This window comes from Variovorax restrictus (assembly GCF_051216715.1).
Lineage (GTDB): Bacteria > Pseudomonadota > Gammaproteobacteria > Burkholderiales > Burkholderiaceae_C > Variovorax.
On the sequence record NZ_JBPJZH010000002.1, the window covers coordinates 171358 to 186846 of the forward strand.

A 15489-nucleotide genomic window follows, 5' to 3' on the forward strand; every position below is an offset into this window, starting at 1 on the left:
TTCCTGCTGGATTTCTCATGGACAAACTTCTCATTCGCGGCGGGCGCACGCTCGGCGGCGAGGTACTCGTTTCCGGCGCCAAGAATGCCGCGCTGCCCGAGCTTTGCGCTGCGCTGCTGACCGACCAGCCGGTGACGCTGCACAACGTGCCGCGGCTGCAGGACGTGTCGACCATGCTCAAGCTGGTGCGCAACATGGGCGTGACGGCCGAACGCCACGACAACGGGACCGTGCTGCTCGACGCGGGCGATCTGAACAACCCCGAGGCCCCCTACGAGCTGGTCAAAACCATGCGTGCGTCGGTGCTGGCGCTCGGCCCGCTACTCGCGCGCTTCGGCCACGCGAAGGTGTCGCTGCCCGGCGGCTGCGCGATCGGTTCGCGCCCGGTTGATCAGCACATCAAGGGCCTGCAGGCGATGGGCGCCGAGATCGTGGTCGAGCATGGCTACATGCTCGCCAAGCTCCCGGCTGGCCGCACGCGGCTGCAGGGCGCGCGCATCCTGACCGACATGGTGACCGTCACCGGCACCGAGAACTTCCTGATGGCCGCTGCGCTGGCCGAAGGCGAGACGCTGCTCGAGAACGCCGCGCAGGAGCCCGAGATCGTCGACCTGGCCGAGATGCTCATCAAGATGGGCGCGAAGATCGAAGGCCACGGCACCAGCCACATCCGCATCCAGGGCGTCGACAAACTGCACGGTTGCGAGCACGCCGTGGTGGCCGACCGCATCGAGGCCGGCACCTTCCTGTGCGCCGTGGCTGCAGCCGGCGGCGAGGTCTTCCTGCGCCATGCGCGCGCCGACCACCTCGACGCCGTGATCGATAAGCTGCGCGAGGCGGGCTGCGACGTGAAGCCGGTCGACGGCGGCGTGCGTATCGCGTCGCGCGGCGGCGCCACGTTGAAGGCGCAGGCCTTCCGCACCACCGAATACCCGGGGTTCCCGACCGACATGCAGGCGCAGTTCATGGCGCTCAATTGCGTGGCGCAGGGCACGGCCGCCGTCACCGAGACGATCTTCGAGAACCGCTTCATGCACGTGAACGAGCTGGTGCGACTCGGCGCGACCATTCATGTCGACGGCAAGGTGGCGGTGGTGGAGGGCGGCACTGCGCTGTCGGGCGCGAGCGTGATGGCAACCGATCTCCGTGCGTCCGCCAGCCTGGTGATCGCCGGCCTGGTGGCCGACGGCGAGACGATGGTCGACCGCATCTACCACCTCGACCGGGGCTACGACCGCATGGAAGCCAAGCTGCGCGGCCTGGGCGCTGACATCGAGCGCGTGACGGGAGCCGCAGGATGATCACGCTGGCGCTGTCCAAAGGCCGCATCTTCGACGAGACCCTGCCCATGCTGGCCGCCGCCGGCATCGAAGTCACCGAGGACCCGGAGAAATCGCGCAAGCTGATCCTCGCGACCACCCAGCCCGACGTGCGCGTGGTGCTGGTGCGCGCGTCCGACGTGCCGACCTACGTGCAGTACGGCGGCGCCGACATCGGTGTGACCGGGCTCGACGTGCTGCTCGAGCACGGCAACCAGGGCCTGTACCAACCACTCGACCTGAAGATCGCCGCCTGCCGCTTGAGCGTGGCGGTGCGCGCCGACTACGACTACGCCTCGGCCGTGAAGCAGGGCTCACGCCTGCGCGTGGCGACCAAGTACGTGGGCCTGGCGCGCGACTTCTTCGCCAGCAAGGGCGTGCACGTCGATTTGATCAAGCTTTACGGCAGCATGGAACTCGCGCCGCTCACGGGCCTGGCCGACGCCATCGTCGACCTGGTGTCGACCGGCAACACCCTGCGTGCGAACCACCTGGTCGAGGTCGAACGCATCATGGACATCAGCGCCCGCCTGGTGGTCAACCAGGCGGCGCTCAAGCTCAAGCAGGCGCCGATCCGCCGCATCCTCGACGCCTTCGCGTCGGCCATTCCGCAAGACTGAAAGTCATGACCCTCTCCGCCGCGCCCCTTCGCCTGTCCACCGCCTCGGCCGATTTCGATTCGGCCTTCAAGGCGCGGCTGCATTGGTCGGCGGAGGCGGACGCGGCCATCGAGCAGCGCGTGGCCGAGATCCTGGCCGACGTGCAGCAGCGTGGCGACGCGGCGGTGCTCGAGTACACCAAGCGCTTCGACCGGCTCGACGTCGCTGACATGACGGCGCTGGAACTCACCGCGGACGAACTGCGCACCGCCTTCGAGTCGCTGCCGGCTGTGCAGCGCGAAGCGCTCGAAGCGGCCGCGCGCCGTGTGCGCAGCTACCACGAGGCCCAGAAGAAGGCGAGTGGCGAGAGCTGGCAGTACCGCGACGAAGACGGCACGCTGCTCGGTCAGAAGGTCACGCCGCTCGACCGCGTCGGCATCTACGTGCCGGGCGGCAAGGCAGCCTACCCGTCGAGCGTGCTGATGAACGCGATCCCCGCGCACGTGGCCGGCGTCGGCGAGATCATCATGGTGGTGCCCACGCCGGGCGGCGAGAAGAACCCGCTGGTGCTGGCCGCCGCGCACGTCGCCGGCGTCAGCCGCGCCTTCACCATCGGCGGCGCGCAGGCCGTGGCGGCGCTGGCCTACGGCACGGCCACGGTGCCGGCGGTCGACAAGATCACCGGCCCCGGCAATGCCTACGTGGCCGCAGCCAAGCGCCGCGTGTTCGGCACGGTGGGCATCGACATGATCGCCGGACCCAGCGAGATCCTGGTGCTGGCCGACGGCAGCACGCCGCCCGACTGGGTGGCGATGGACCTCTTCAGCCAGGCCGAGCACGACGAGCTGGCGCAGAGCATCCTGCTGTGCCCCGACGCGGCCTACATCGACCGCGTGCAGCAGGAAATCGACCGCCTGCTGCCGACCATGCCGCGCGCCGAGATCATCGCTGCGTCGCTCAACGGCCGCGGCGCGCTCATCCACACGCGCGACATGGAAGAAGCCTGCGCCATCAGCAACCGCATCGCGCCGGAGCACCTGGAAGTGAGCAGCCGCGACCCGCACCGATGGGAGCCGCTGCTCAGGCATGCCGGCGCGATCTTCCTCGGCGCCTTCACCAGCGAAAGCCTGGGTGACTATTGCGCCGGCCCGAACCATGTGCTGCCGACCAGCGGCACCGCACGCTTTTCGAGCCCGCTGGGCGTCTACGACTTCCAGAAGCGTTCCAGCCTGATCGAGGTGAGCGAGCAGGGCGCGCAGACGCTGGGCCGCATCGCGGTCACCCTGGCCGAAGGCGAGGGCCTGCCGGCGCACGCCGAGGCGGCCCGGATGCGCCTCAAGCCCAACCGCTGAGACCCCGACGATGGCCGTGTTCGCACGCACCGTCCTGCTGGTCTGTCTCGCCGTGGGCGCCGGTGCGCACGCCATGAGCATCCGCGAGCTGCGCACCCTCGAGGCCAACGAGAAGGACGGCAAGCTGTACGCCAATTACTACCTCGTCGGCGTGATGGAAGGCCTGCGCGAGGCGAGCGAGGCGGCGCAGCGCGCCGGCCAGAAACCGCTGTTTTGCCCCGAAGGCCGCAAACTGGAGCCGGCAATGGCCCGCTCGCTCTACCAGACCGAACTCTCGCGCAACGCCGACAGCTACGAGGCCGACATGCCGGTGCAGCTCGTGCTGTCGTCGGCCCTGCGCAGCAGCTACCGCTGCACCCACTGAGACCCCATGACCGCTTCGACCACCCCTGCCGCCCTCCAGCGCATCCGCGCCGATGTCCAGTCCATGCACGCCTACGCGGTGCAGGACGCGACCGGCTTCCTCAAGCTCGACGCGATGGAGAACCCGTACGGCCTGCCGCCGGCGCTGCAGGCCGAGCTCGGCGCGCGGCTGGGCGCGCTGGCGCTCAACCGCTACCCCGGCACACGTGGCGAGGACCTGAAGCGCGCGCTGGCGGAGTACGCCCGGATGCCCGCCGGCTTCTCGTTGATGCTGGGCAATGGCTCCGACGAACTGATCTCGCTGCTCACGGTGGCCTGCGACCAGCCCGGCGCAAGCATCCTGGCCCCGGTGCCGGGCTTCGTGATGTATGCCATCTGTGCCCAGCTGCAGGGCGTGAACTTCGTCGGCGTGCCGCTCACCGCCGACTTCGAGCTCGACGGCCCGGCCATGCTCGCCGCGATTGCTGCCGAGAAGCCGGCCATCGTGTACCTCGCCTACCCGAACAACCCGACCGCCAACCTCTGGGACGACGCGACCATCGAACAGATCGTCGAAGCGCAAGGCGCCCAGGGTGGCCTGGTGATCATCGACGAGGCCTACCAGCCCTTCGCCGCCCGCAGCTACATCGACCGCGTGGCGCGCCATGGCCACGTGCTGCTGATGCGCACGCTCAGCAAGTTCGGCCTGGCCGGCATCCGCCTGGGCTACCTGATGGGGCCGCAGGCGCTGATCGCCGAGATCGACAAGGTGCGCCCGCCCTACAACATCAGCGTGCTCAACTGCGAGTGCGCGCTGTTCGCGCTGGAACACGCCGAGGTGTTCGCCGCCCAGGCGGCCGACCTGCGCGCCCAGCGTGAGCGCCTGGTCGCCGGCCTGGCGAAACTGCCTGCCGTCCAGCAGTGGCCCAGCGAGGCCAACATGGTGCTGGTGCGGGTGCCCGACGCGACAAAAACCTTCGAGGGCATGAAGGCACGCGGGGTTCTGATCAAGAACGTTTCTAAAATGCACCCCTTGCTGGCGAACTGCCTGCGCCTGACCGTCGGGACCGCCGACGACAACGCGCGGATGCTCGCGGCGCTTGAATCCTCCCTATGAACACCCCCACGGCACCCGAGGCCGTCGTCGCCACCGGCGACCGCACAGCCTCCGTCACGCGCAACACCGCCGAGACGAAGATCAGCGTTTCCGTGAACCTCGACGGCAGCGGCCGCGCGACGCTGTCGACGGGCATCGGCTTCTTCGACCACATGCTCGACCAGATCGCCCGCCACGGGCTGATCGACCTCGCCATCGACTGCCAGGGCGACCTGCACATCGACGGCCACCACACGGTCGAAGACGTCGGCATCACGCTCGGCCAGGCGGTCGCGAAGGCCGTCGGCGACAAGAAGGGCATCCGCCGCTACGGCCACGCCTACGTGCCGCTCGACGAAGCGCTCAGCCGCGTCGTCATCGACTTCTCCGGCCGCCCGGGCCTGGTGATGCACGTGCCCTTCACCAGCGGCATGATCGGCGGCTTCGACAGCCAGCTGACGTACGAGTTTTTCCAGGGCTTCGTGAACCACGCCGGCGTGACGCTGCACATCGACAACCTCAAGGGCGTCAACGCGCACCACCAGTGCGAGACCGTGTTCAAGGCCTTCGCCCGCGCGCTGCGTGGCGCGCTGGAGCTGGACCCGCGCTCGGCCGGTGTCATCCCCTCGACCAAAGGCTCCCTGTAAGCTTTTCCCACCGCGCAGGCCCGACCGCCTGTGCCGATGCATCCACATGACCACCGCCGCCAACACCGTCGCCGTCGTCGACTACGGCATGGGCAACCTGCGCTCCGTGTCGCAGGCCGTCCAGCACGCCGCCGACCAGGTCGGCGTGGAAGTCTTCGTCACGTCCGACCCCGAGGTGGTGCGCAAGGCGACCCGCGTGGTGCTGCCGGGCCAGGGCGCCATGCCCGACTGCATGCGCGAGCTGCGCGATTCCGGCCTGCAGGCTTCGGTGCTCGAGGCGGCGGCCAGCAAGCCGTTGTTCGGCGTGTGCGTGGGCATGCAGATGCTGCTGTCGACCAGCGAAGAAGGGCCGACGAACGGGCTGGGCCTCATTCCCGGCGCGGTCATCAAGTTCGACCTGGCCGGTCGCATCCAGCCCGACGGCAGCCGCTACAAGGTGCCGCAGATGGGCTGGAACCAGGTGCGCCAGGCGCAGCCGCACCCGGTGTGGGCGGGCGTGCCGGACGAGGCGTACTTCTATTTCGTCCACAGCTTCTTCGCGCGACCGGCCGACCCGAAGCACAGCGTCGGCGAGGCCGACTACGGCGCGCCGTTCACGGCCGCCATTGCGCGCGATAATATTTTCGCCACCCAGTTTCACCCCGAGAAGAGTGCGGACCACGGTCTGCAGCTCTACCGCAACTTCCTCCACTGGAACCCCTGAGCCTTCCGGCTCGCCCTGCCATGCTGCTGATTCCCGCCATTGACCTCAAAGACGGCCACTGCGTTCGCCTCAAACAAGGCGACATGGACCAATCGACCATCTTCAGCGAAGACCCGGCCGCCATGGCGCGCAAGTGGGTCGAAGCGGGCGCCCGTCGGCTGCACCTGGTCGACCTGAACGGCGCGTTCGCCGGCAAGCCGCAGAACCACGCGGCGATCAAGGCGATCCTGCGCGAAGTGGGTGCCGAGATTCCGGTGCAACTCGGTGGCGGCATTCGCGACCTCGACACCATCGAGCGCTACATCGACGACGGCCTGCGCTACGTGATCATCGGCACCGCGGCGGTCAAGAACCCGGGCTTTCTGAAGGACGCCTGCACCGCCTTCGGCGGCCACATTATCGTGGGCCTCGACGCCAAGGACGGCAAGGTCGCCACCGATGGCTGGAGCAAGCTCACCGGCCATGAAGTGGCCGACCTGGGCAAGAAGTTCGAGGACTACGGTGTCGAATCGATCATCTACACCGACATCGGTCGCGACGGCATGCTGTCGGGCATCAACATCGACGCGACTGTGAAGCTCGCGCAGGCGCTCACCATCCCGGTCATCGCCTCGGGTGGCCTGTCGAACATGGCCGACATCGACCAGCTCTGCGCGGTCGAATCCGAAGGTGTCGAAGGCGTGATCTGCGGTCGCGCCATCTACTCGGGCGACCTCGACTTCGCCGCGGCGCAGGCTCGCGCCGACGAACTCGCGCCGAGCTGAGGCGCTCGGCGGCTAACGGCTGCCCAGTCGTTCCAGGATCTCGTCGGCGTCCGCACCAACCTTCGCCTGCCACTGCGTCACCGCGCCGGCCGATGCTGCCTTCAGCCCGCGCATCACGTCGGGCGCGACCCGTGGTCGATCGCGACGCCGTTGCTGCGCATGGTCTTGTAGTTCTCGTCAAGCCGGCTGCGGATGCGTTGCCACTGCACCGCTTCGGTCTCTGCACCGGCCTGGTCGACGGCCACTTTTCCGGCGGCGTCGAGCCCTTCGTACGCGGCCAGATTGATCGTCGTGATCGAGATCGGCATGGCGTAGTTGATCTCCGCGAAGGCCGGCAGGTATTGCCACAGCTTGCGGCCCGCTCCGCCGTCGCCGGACGACAGCACGGCATCGACATCGCCCGCCGCGATGCGCGGCATGGCGTCGGCGAACGAGATGTTGAAGGCCTGCGCGCCGGCGCTTGTCATCGTCGACTGCGAGATGTCGTCGTAGGTGCGGATGCGCAGCGCCCTCAGCGCATCGAGCGACCCCACGGGCTTCTTCGACCAGATGCCCGAGGCCGGCCAGGGCGTGGTGTAGAGCAGCTTCTGGCCGTGCGCCTGCAGGAAGCGTTCGTAGGCCGGGCGCGCGGCCTTCAGCAGCGCTTCGGCCCGCGGCAGAGAGTCGGCCAGGAAGGGAAGCGACGACACCGCGAACAGCGGGTACTTGTTGGCGATGCCGCCGGCGAAAGCATCGGCTGCGTCGATCTTGCGGGCCTGGACCGCGTCGACCATGTCGCCGGACTTGAGGCCGGCCGACGCGTCGAAGCTGGGCGTGAAGACCACGCGCCCGCCGCTCTTCTGCGCGACCTTCTCGGCGAAGGTCGACACGCCGAGACCCGGCATTGACGTGGCGGGGTATTCGGTCGTTATCTTCAGCGTGGTGGCCGGCTGGGCAGCCGCGGTGGTGGCGACGAGGAGGACGATCAGGCCGGAGAGACAGAGAGAGGGCGAGCGCGACATGGTGGTTCCTTGGGTGGTGCGACGTCCTTGCAAGTTGCAGACCGTCGGTGAACCGGGTGCTCCGATGACCGGGCTAAATCTAGAATCGGGCCATGCCCTTGCAAACCCTCGACGTCCGCGGCCAGCCCGCGGTGCGCCTGACCCTCTCCGAGGGCAGCACCTGCACCATCGCGTTGCACGGTGCCCATGTGTTCGGCTGGACCACGGCCGACGGCGTCGAGCGCCTCTACCTCAGTCCGGACGCCGTCTTCGACGGCCAGGCCGCCATCCGAGGCGGTGTGCCGGTGTGTTGGCCGCAGTTCAACCAGCGCGGGCCGCTGGCCAAGCATGGGTTCGTGCGCAACATGGCGTGGCGGGTCGAGCCGCAAGATTCGGCCGTGCCGGGCGAAGTGCGCCTGGTGCTGACCGACAGCGATGCGACCCGCACGCTCTGGCCGCACGGCTTTCGCGCGACCCTGACCGTCACGTTGACGCCGCAGGGCCTGCACACCGCGCTCGACGTGGTGAACACCGGCGCCGCCCCCTGGTCCTTCACCGCCGCGCTGCACACCTACCTGCGGGTCGACGAGATCGCGGATGCGCGCCTGGAAGGCCTGCAGGGCACCGCTCGCTGGGATGCGGTACGCGACCTGCGCCATCCTGAAACTGCCGAGGCGCTGCGCTTCGGCGAGGAATTCGACAGCGTCTACGCCGCGCCAGCCGCACCCCTGCGGCTGGTCCAGCCGCGCGGCACCGTCGAGATCGCACAGAGCGCAAGCTGCACCGAGACGGTGGTGTGGAACCCGGGCCCCGTGCTCGCGGCCAAGCTGTCCGACCTGCCGGACGACGGCTGGCGCCACATGCTGTGCGTCGAGGCGGCGCGCATCGACGAAGCGGTGCTGCTTCAGCCGGGTGCCGCCTGGCAGGGCTGGCAACAATTCAGCGTGCGCTGATCCTTCTCTTCTTTTCAGTACCGATTCCATGCTCGCCAAACGCATCATTCCCTGCCTCGACGTGACCGGCGGCCGTGTCGTGAAGGGCGTCAACTTTGTCGAACTGCGCGACGCCGGTGACCCGGTCGAGATCGCAGCCCGCTACAACGCCCAGGGCGCCGACGAACTGACCTTCCTCGACATCACCGCGACCAGCGACGGCCGCGACCTGATCCTGCCGATCATCGAAGCGGTGGCCTCGCAGGTCTTCATCCCGCTGACGGTGGGCGGCGGCGTTCGCACGGTCGACGACGTGCGCCGCTTGCTCAATGCGGGCGCCGACAAGACCAGCTTCAATTCAGCCGCCATCGCCAATCCGCAGGTGATCGAGGACGCCTCGCACAAGTACGGCGCCCAGTGCATCGTGGTCGCCATCGACGCCAAGCGCCGCACGCCCGAAGATGCCGCCACGCGTGGCCCGGGCTGGGACGTGTACAGTCACGGCGGGCGCCAGAACACCGGGCTCGACGCCGTGCAGTGGGCGGTCGAGATGGCGCGCCGCGGCGCCGGCGAGATTCTGCTGACCAGCATGGACCGCGACGGCACCAAGAGCGGCTTCGACCTGGCGCTGACCCGCGCGGTGAGCGACGCGGTCAGCGTGCCGGTGATCGCCTCCGGCGGCGTCGGCGCACTCGACCACCTGTCCGACGGCATCCAGCTCGGTGGCGCCGACGCGGTGCTGGCCGCCAGCATCTTCCATTACGGCGAGTTCACCGTGGGCGAAGCGAAGGCGCAGATGGCTGCGCGGGGTATCCCGGTGCGGCTTTGAGTCCGTTGGCCGATCCGGCGCTGACGGTTTGCGACAATCCGCCGATGGATTGGCTCAACGAAGTGAAATGGGACGCGAACGGCCTGGTGCCGGTCATCGCGCAGGAGCAGGGCAGCAACGACGTGCTGATGTTCGCCTGGATGAACCGGGAGGCGCTGGCGAAGACGGCAGAACTCGGCCGCGCGGTGTACTTCAGTCGCTCGCGCAACAAGCTGTGGTTCAAGGGCGAGGAATCGGGGCACGTGCAGACGGTGCACGAGATCCGCCTGGACTGCGACAACGACGTCGTCCTGCTGAAGGTGACGCAGCTCGGCCACGAGCCAGGCATCGCCTGCCACACCGGCCGTCACAGCTGTTTCTTCAGCCGCTACGAGAATGGCCGATGGATGGCCGTCGAACCGGTCTTGAAAGACCCTGGGACGATCTACAAATAATGGAAACGATGACCACCGACGCGCTCGCCCGCCTTGCCGCCACGATCGAAAGCCGACTGCCTGCGCGCGGCGGCGACCCCGAGAAAAGCTACGTCGCTCGCCTGCTGCACAAGGGCCCCGACGCCTTCCTCAAGAAGATCGGCGAAGAGGCGACCGAGGTGGTGATGGCAGCCAAAGACGCCGACCACGGCGGCGACCGCCAGAAAATAGTGAACGAAGTGGCCGACCTGTGGTTCCACAGCATGGTGGCGCTCGCGCACTACGGCCTCACGCCGCGCGCGGTCATCGACGAACTGGAGCGCCGTGCGGGCACCAGCGGCATCGAGGAAAAGGCGCTGCGCAAGGCGCAGGCCCGCGACGCGTCCAACGACTGAAAGAAAAGCCATGGCCAACGACATCGTGAACGCCGAACCCGACGAATCGCTCCGCACCTGGGGCTGGGTGAGCTACATCCTCCACCTGATCGTCGCCGTCGGCGCCGTGCTGCCGGGCGCCCAGGCCTCGGTCGTGCTGCTGCTGATCGCGCTGGTGATCGATCTGGTCAAGCGCGACGATGCGCGCGGCACCTGGCAGAAGTCGCACTTCAGCTGGCGCATCCGTTCGGTGCTGTGGGCGGGCATCCTGTACGTGCTGACGTCGTGGCTGTGGCTGTTGTTCGTGGTGCCCGGCTGGATTGCCTGGGGCCTGATCTCGCTGTGGTTCCTCTACCGCATCGTCAAGGGCATGGTCCGCATGAACGCCAGCCGTCCGATGGAGCCTGCCGATGTCGTCTGATCCGAACTGCATCTTCTGCAAGATTATCGAAGGGAAGATCCCGTCGAAGAAGGTCTACGAGGACGAAGACGTCTTCGGCTTCCACGACATCGCGCCGTGGGCGCCGGTGCATTTCATGCTGGTGCCCAAGCGGCACATCGCCTCGATGGCGCAGCTGACGTCCGACGATGCGGCGCTGATGGGCAAGATCATGACGCTGGCCCCTCTGCTCGCGCTCGAGCAGGGCTGCCGGCCTTATCCCGAAGGTGGCTACCGCGTGGTGGTCAACACCGGCGCCGAGGGCGGCCAGGAAGTGCACCATCTCCATGTTCACGTCATGGGCGGCCCCCGCCCTTGGCTCAAGGGCTGATATTCAGCCCGGTCTAAAATTCTTCACATTCTTCAGGAGTCTTCCATGGGTTCTTTTTCTATCTGGCACTGGCTGATCGTGCTGCTCGTCGTGGTCATGATCTTCGGCACCAAGAAGCTGCGCAACATGGGCTCCGACCTGGGCGGCGCCGTGAAGGGCTTCAAGGACGGCATGAAGGACGGCTCGACCACCGACCCGTCGGCCACCCCCACGCAGCACGTGACCGGCACGCCGGCTGCCGACAAGTCGACCATCGACGTCGAAGCGCGTCAGAAGTCCTGAGTCGACCCGCGTGATCGATCTCGGCATTTCGAAGCTCGCGATGATCGGCGCGGTGGCGCTGATCGTCATCGGCCCGGAGAAGCTGCCGCGCGTCGCGCGCACGGTGGGCATGCTCCTGGGCAAGGCGCAGCGCTACGTCAATGACGTGAAGTCCGAAGTCAATCGCTCGATGGACCTCGACGAGCTGCGCAAGATGAAGGACACGGTGCAGGACGCTGCCCGCGATGTCGAGCAGAGCATCCACACGGGCGCGAGCGACTTCGAAAAGCAGTTCTCCGAGAGCGGGCAGACGCTGTCGGCCCTGGCCGAGCCCGATGCACCGTCGTTTCCCGAATACAAACATCCCCGCAAGAACTGGCGCCTGAAGCAGGGCGCCACGCCGCAGTGGTACAAGTCGCGCAACGGCGTGCGTACCAAGGCGCTTTCCGGCGCGGCGCGTGTCGCGCGCTTTCGCCCCCACAAGATCAACTAGCCGCGCGCCGAACCCGGCCGCGCGCAGTGCGTCTCCGATTTCCTGCCCGCAGCGTCTCCCATGGCCGATTCCACCGACAAGAACAAAGAAGACGAGCTGGCCGGCACCGAGCAGCCTTTCGTCGCGCATCTCGTGGAGCTGCGCGACCGGCTGCTCTACTGCGTTTACGGTCTGGCCGTGGCGGCCGCGCTGCTGGCCTTCTGGCCCGGCCCGGCGGGGCTCATCGACCTGATCGCGGTACCGATCCGCGCCCACATGCCCGAAGGCGCCAAGCTCATCGCAGTGGGCGTGTTCTCGCCCTTTTTCGTACCGCTCAAGGTGCTCGGCATGACGGCCGTGCTGCTGGCGCTGCCTTGGCTCATGTACCAGATCTGGATGTTCGTCGCGCCGGGGCTTTATAGCCACGAGAAGAAGTTCGCGCTGCCGCTGATTCTGTTCGGCAGCCTGCTGGCCTACACCGGCATCGGCTTCGTGCAGTTCTTCGTGCTCGACAAGATGTTCGGCTTCATCCAGAAATTCACGCCACCGAGCGTGAACGCCACACCCGACATCTCCTCCTATGTGGAGGCGATCCTGTCGCTCTACATCGCCTTCGGTTGTGCCTTCCAGGTGCCGATCGTCGTGATGCTGCTGGTGCGTTTCGAAATGGTCACCATCGAGAAGCTGCGCAGCTTCCGTGGCTATTTCATCGTGCTGTCCTTCGTGGTGGCCGCGGTGCTCACGCCGCCCGACGTGGTGTCGCAGCTGGCGCTAGCCATCCCGATGTGCCTGCTCTACGAGGTCGGCATCATCGCCGCGCGCTATTTCGTGAAGCACAGCGCCGCGCCGGCGGAAGAGGGCGCCGATTCGCCGCAGTCCTGATCGAGCCTGAGCCGTTTGTGGCGCCGCGTGGTGCCGCCTGCCATCACTCGGGATCGTTCGGGGTGCGACGCACCGGCGTCTTCGGCCGCAGCCCCGGCACCACGTTCAGCTCCATCTTGTCGGTCCCACGTTGCAGCGCGAAGCGCGATTCGCTGCCGGGCTTCAGTCCGGCCACGGCCGTCAGCAGTTCCTGCACGTTGTCGACCTTCTTGTCGTCGACGCTAGTGATCACGTCGCCCGGGCGGATGCCGGCCTGCGAGGCGGGGCCGTTCTGCAGCACACCAGTGATGATCACGCCGGCATTGGCCTTCACGCCGAAGGTCTCGGCGAGTTCGGGCGACAGGTTGTTCGGCTCCACGCCGATCCAGCCGCGGGTGACCTTGCCTTCCTTCACGATGTCGCCCAGCACTTGCTTGGCGATCGAGACGGGGATCGCGAAGCCGATGCCCATGCTGCCGCCCGAGCGGGAGTAGATCGCGGTGTTGATCCCGCCCAGGTTGCCGTTGATGTCGACCAGCGCGCCGCCCGAGTTGCCAGGGTTGATCGCCGCGTCGGTCTGGATGAAGTTCTCGAAGGTGTTGATGCCGAGCTGGTTGCGGCCCAGCGCCGAGACGATGCCGCTGGTGACGGTCTGGCCCACGCCGAAGGGGTTGCCGATGGCCAGAACCTGGTCGCCCACTTCCAGCGTGTCGGAGTTGCCCAGCACGATGACCGGCAGCTTGTCGAGTTCGATCTTCAACACCGCGAGGTCGGTGTCCGGGTCGGTGCCGATCACCTTGCCGTGTGCATGGCGGCCGTCGTTGAGCGTCACCTCGATCTCGTCGGCGCCGGCGACCACGTGGTTGTTGGTGAGGATGTAGCCCTCAGTGCTGACGATCACGCCGCTGCCCAGTCCGACCTGCGGCTGGTCGGCGCCCTGGTCGCCGAAGAAGAAGCGGAACCACGGGTCGTTGCTGCGCGGATGGCGCTGCGCGGCCTTGCTGGTATTGATGCTCACCACGGCGGGCGCCGCCTTCTTGGCCGCGCTGCTGAGACTGCCCGGCGCTGCCGAGGCCGGCGTGGCGCTGCCCGGTGCTTCGATCACCGGAACAAGACCGCCGAGCGAGGTGCGCCGGTTCAGCCATTCGGGCTGGAGCGTGGCGACGACGAAGTAGGCCGCCAGCAGGACGGTCACGGCTTGGGCAAACAGCAGCCAGGTGCGTTTCATGGAGAGGTCGGAGAGATGGGGAAGCGCGCACTGCAGCGTGGCGCCGGGGGCGGTCATTGTCCATCAAAGGCCTTCATCGCTTCGTCAGCGAAGGCCGGGACCGCTTGGGACCAGAGGGGCAACGGCTGTGTCTAGGGAAAACCCTTAAGATCGCCGCCCTTGCGCTGCCGCGATGCCGTGCCGCCCGCTTCCCTTCCCGCCTGCCCATGACTGCCTCCACCCTTGCCGAACATGACGCGTCCGCTGGCGCGCCCGGCCGCACGCTGAACGCGCGCGACTACAAGACGCTCTCCCTCTCCGCCCTCGGCGGCACGCTCGAGTTCTACGACTTCGTCATCTACGTGTTCTTCGCGACGGTGCTGGGGGCGTTGTTCTTCCCGGCCGACATGCCTGACTGGCTGCGCCAGCTGCAGACCTTCGGCATCTTTGCCGCAGGCTATCTGGCGCGGCCGCTCGGCGGCATCGTCATTGCGCACTTCGGCGACATCCTCGGCCGCAAGCGCATGTTCACGCTGTCGATTTTCCTGATGGCCGCGCCCACGCTGGTGATCGGCCTGCTGCCGACCTACGCCAGCATCGGCGTGGCGGCACCGCTGCTGCTGCTGGCCATGCGGGTGCTGCAGGGCGCGGCCATCGGCGGCGAAATGCCCGGCGCCTGGGTCTTCGTGGCCGAGCACGTACCGGCCAAGCGCTACGGCTTCGCGGTGGGCACGCTCACTGCGGGCATCACGGGCGGCATCCTGCTGGGTTCGCTGGTGGCCGTGGCCATCAACACGCACTACGCACCGGCCGAAGTTCACGACTTCGCCTGGCGCATCCCGTTCATTCTGGGCGGTGTGTTCGGCCTGGTGTCGGTGTACCTGCGTCGCTTTCTTCACGAGACCCCGGTCTTCCAGGAGCTGGCCGACCGCCGCAATGTCGCGCGCGAACTGCCGGTCAAGACCATCCTGCGCGAACACCGCGGCGCCATCGCCTTCGTTGGCCTGCTGACCTGGGTGCTGTCGGCCGCCATCGTGGTGGTGGTGCTGTACACGCCGACCTACCTGCAGAAGGTGCACCACGTGCCGGCCGCGCTCGCGCTGCAGGCGAATGCGCTGGCGACGCTGACACTGACCATCGGCTGCATCGTGGTCGGCTGGGCGACGGACCGCATCGGCACCCGCGCCGTGATGCTGATCGGCTGGGGCGGGCTGCTGGCCACGTCGTACCTTTTCTACACGAGCCTGCCCGGCACGCCGACGTCGCTGGTCTGGCACTACGGGCTGGTCGGCTTCTTCGTCGGCACGATCGCCACGGTGCCGATCGCCAGCGTGCGCGCCTTCCCGGCGCCGGTCCGCTTCTCGGGCCTGTCCTTTGCCTACAACATGTCGTATGCGATCTTCGGCGGCCTCACGCCGGTGATTCTCACGCTGTGGCTGCAGAAGGACCCGATGGCCCCTGCGCATTACGTGGCCGCGCTGGCGGTGCTCGGCCTGGTGCTGTCATTGCTGCCGATGGCCACGCGCGGTTACCCCATGCGGGCGACGCCGAAGGCGTAACAATGGCGG

Annotated in this window: 20 protein-coding genes; 18 read left to right on the plus strand and 2 right to left on the minus strand. The window is 67.6% G+C overall.

What is annotated here, in order from left to right:
• The first annotated feature begins 17 nt into the window (after positions 1-17).
• From murA to hisA, 8 genes are read left to right on the plus strand one after another with little or no spacing between them, the layout of a single operon-like run.
• Positions 18-1301, plus strand: coding sequence for a UDP-N-acetylglucosamine 1-carboxyvinyltransferase (gene murA / locus ACSFA0_RS15335; protein WP_435451136.1), 1284 nt, complete (start codon positions 18-20; stop codon positions 1299-1301).
• Positions 1298-1939: an ATP phosphoribosyltransferase gene (hisG, locus tag ACSFA0_RS15340; protein WP_435451137.1), complete on the plus strand. Its 642-nt coding sequence runs from the start codon at positions 1298-1300 to the stop codon at positions 1937-1939. The genes murA and hisG overlap by 4 nt, the downstream gene beginning before the upstream one ends.
• A gap of 5 nt (positions 1940-1944) precedes the next feature.
• The gene (gene hisD / locus ACSFA0_RS15345) at positions 1945-3270 is read left to right on the plus strand and encodes a histidinol dehydrogenase (RefSeq protein WP_435451138.1); all 1326 of its coding nucleotides are present in this window, start codon (positions 1945-1947) and stop codon (positions 3268-3270) included.
• A gap of 16 nt (positions 3271-3286) precedes the next feature.
• Positions 3287-3634, plus strand: a complete 348-nt coding sequence (locus ACSFA0_RS15350; protein ID WP_435451139.1) for a hypothetical protein — start codon at positions 3287-3289, stop codon at positions 3632-3634.
• Between the two features lie 6 nt (positions 3635-3640).
• Positions 3641-4729, plus strand: a complete 1089-nt coding sequence (gene hisC / locus ACSFA0_RS15355; protein WP_435451140.1) for a histidinol-phosphate transaminase — start codon at positions 3641-3643, stop codon at positions 4727-4729.
• Positions 4726-5355 (plus strand): imidazoleglycerol-phosphate dehydratase HisB, encoded by a 630-nt coding sequence (hisB, locus tag ACSFA0_RS15360; RefSeq protein ID WP_435451141.1) that lies wholly within the window; start codon positions 4726-4728, stop codon positions 5353-5355. The genes hisC and hisB overlap by 4 nt, the downstream gene beginning before the upstream one ends.
• A gap of 46 nt (positions 5356-5401) precedes the next feature.
• Positions 5402-6058 (plus strand): imidazole glycerol phosphate synthase subunit HisH, encoded by a 657-nt coding sequence (gene hisH / locus ACSFA0_RS15365; protein WP_435451142.1) that lies wholly within the window; start codon positions 5402-5404, stop codon positions 6056-6058.
• 20 nt (positions 6059-6078) lie between these two features.
• Entirely contained in the window at positions 6079-6822 is a 744-nt protein-coding gene (gene hisA / locus ACSFA0_RS15370; protein WP_140839986.1) for a 1-(5-phosphoribosyl)-5-[(5-phosphoribosylamino)methylideneamino]imidazole-4-carboxamide isomerase, read from the plus strand.
• A gap of 113 nt (positions 6823-6935) precedes the next feature.
• Here hisA and ACSFA0_RS15375 read toward each other — a convergent pair whose 3' ends face one another.
• Positions 6936-7823 (minus strand): TRAP transporter substrate-binding protein, encoded by an 888-nt coding sequence (locus ACSFA0_RS15375; protein WP_435451143.1) that lies wholly within the window; start codon positions 7821-7823, stop codon positions 6936-6938.
• A gap of 92 nt (positions 7824-7915) precedes the next feature.
• On the opposite strand from ACSFA0_RS15375, the gene ACSFA0_RS15380 reads away from it, so the two are divergent.
• Genes ACSFA0_RS15380 through tatC form a run of 9 tightly spaced genes read left to right on the plus strand, consistent with a single transcriptional unit; the run spans position 7916 to position 12735 of the window.
• Complete coding sequence (locus tag ACSFA0_RS15380) at positions 7916-8755, plus strand: D-hexose-6-phosphate mutarotase (RefSeq protein WP_435451144.1); 840 nt, start codon at positions 7916-7918, stop codon at positions 8753-8755.
• Between the two features lie 28 nt (positions 8756-8783).
• A complete protein-coding gene (hisF, locus tag ACSFA0_RS15385; protein ID WP_435451145.1) occupies positions 8784-9563 on the plus strand; it encodes an imidazole glycerol phosphate synthase subunit HisF in 780 nt (259 codons plus the stop codon).
• A 44-nt stretch (positions 9564-9607) separates the two neighbouring features.
• The gene (gene hisI / locus ACSFA0_RS15390; RefSeq protein ID WP_435451146.1) at positions 9608-9997 is read left to right on the plus strand and encodes a phosphoribosyl-AMP cyclohydrolase; all 390 of its coding nucleotides are present in this window, start codon (positions 9608-9610) and stop codon (positions 9995-9997) included.
• Positions 9997-10371: a phosphoribosyl-ATP diphosphatase gene (locus ACSFA0_RS15395; protein WP_435451147.1), complete on the plus strand. Its 375-nt coding sequence runs from the start codon at positions 9997-9999 to the stop codon at positions 10369-10371. The genes hisI and ACSFA0_RS15395 overlap by 1 nt, the downstream gene beginning before the upstream one ends.
• 10 nt (positions 10372-10381) lie before the next feature.
• Positions 10382-10771, plus strand: coding sequence for a DUF4870 family protein (locus ACSFA0_RS15400; protein ID WP_435451148.1), 390 nt, complete (start codon positions 10382-10384; stop codon positions 10769-10771).
• On the plus strand, positions 10761-11120 hold the full coding sequence (locus ACSFA0_RS15405) for a histidine triad nucleotide-binding protein (RefSeq protein ID WP_435451149.1): 360 nt from the start codon (positions 10761-10763) through the stop codon (positions 11118-11120). Before ACSFA0_RS15400 ends, ACSFA0_RS15405 begins: the two co-directional genes overlap by 11 nt.
• A 45-nt stretch (positions 11121-11165) precedes the next feature.
• Positions 11166-11402, plus strand: coding sequence for a Sec-independent protein translocase subunit TatA (gene tatA / locus ACSFA0_RS15410; protein ID WP_435451150.1), 237 nt, complete (start codon positions 11166-11168; stop codon positions 11400-11402).
• Between the two features lie 10 nt (positions 11403-11412).
• Positions 11413-11874 (plus strand): Sec-independent protein translocase protein TatB, encoded by a 462-nt coding sequence (gene tatB / locus ACSFA0_RS15415; RefSeq protein WP_435451151.1) that lies wholly within the window; start codon positions 11413-11415, stop codon positions 11872-11874.
• A 60-nt stretch (positions 11875-11934) separates the two neighbouring features.
• Positions 11935-12735 (plus strand): twin-arginine translocase subunit TatC, encoded by an 801-nt coding sequence (gene tatC, locus ACSFA0_RS15420; RefSeq protein ID WP_435451152.1) that lies wholly within the window; start codon positions 11935-11937, stop codon positions 12733-12735.
• A gap of 43 nt (positions 12736-12778) precedes the next feature.
• Here tatC and ACSFA0_RS15425 read toward each other — a convergent pair whose 3' ends face one another.
• Positions 12779-13942, minus strand: coding sequence for a S1C family serine protease (locus tag ACSFA0_RS15425; RefSeq protein ID WP_435451153.1), 1164 nt, complete (start codon positions 13940-13942; stop codon positions 12779-12781).
• 206 nt (positions 13943-14148) lie between these two features.
• Here ACSFA0_RS15425 and ACSFA0_RS15430 point away from each other — a divergent pair, with 206 nt between their 5' ends.
• Positions 14149-15480: an MFS transporter gene (locus ACSFA0_RS15430; protein WP_435451154.1), complete on the plus strand. Its 1332-nt coding sequence runs from the start codon at positions 14149-14151 to the stop codon at positions 15478-15480.
• The last annotated feature ends 9 nt before the right edge of the window (positions 15481-15489 follow it).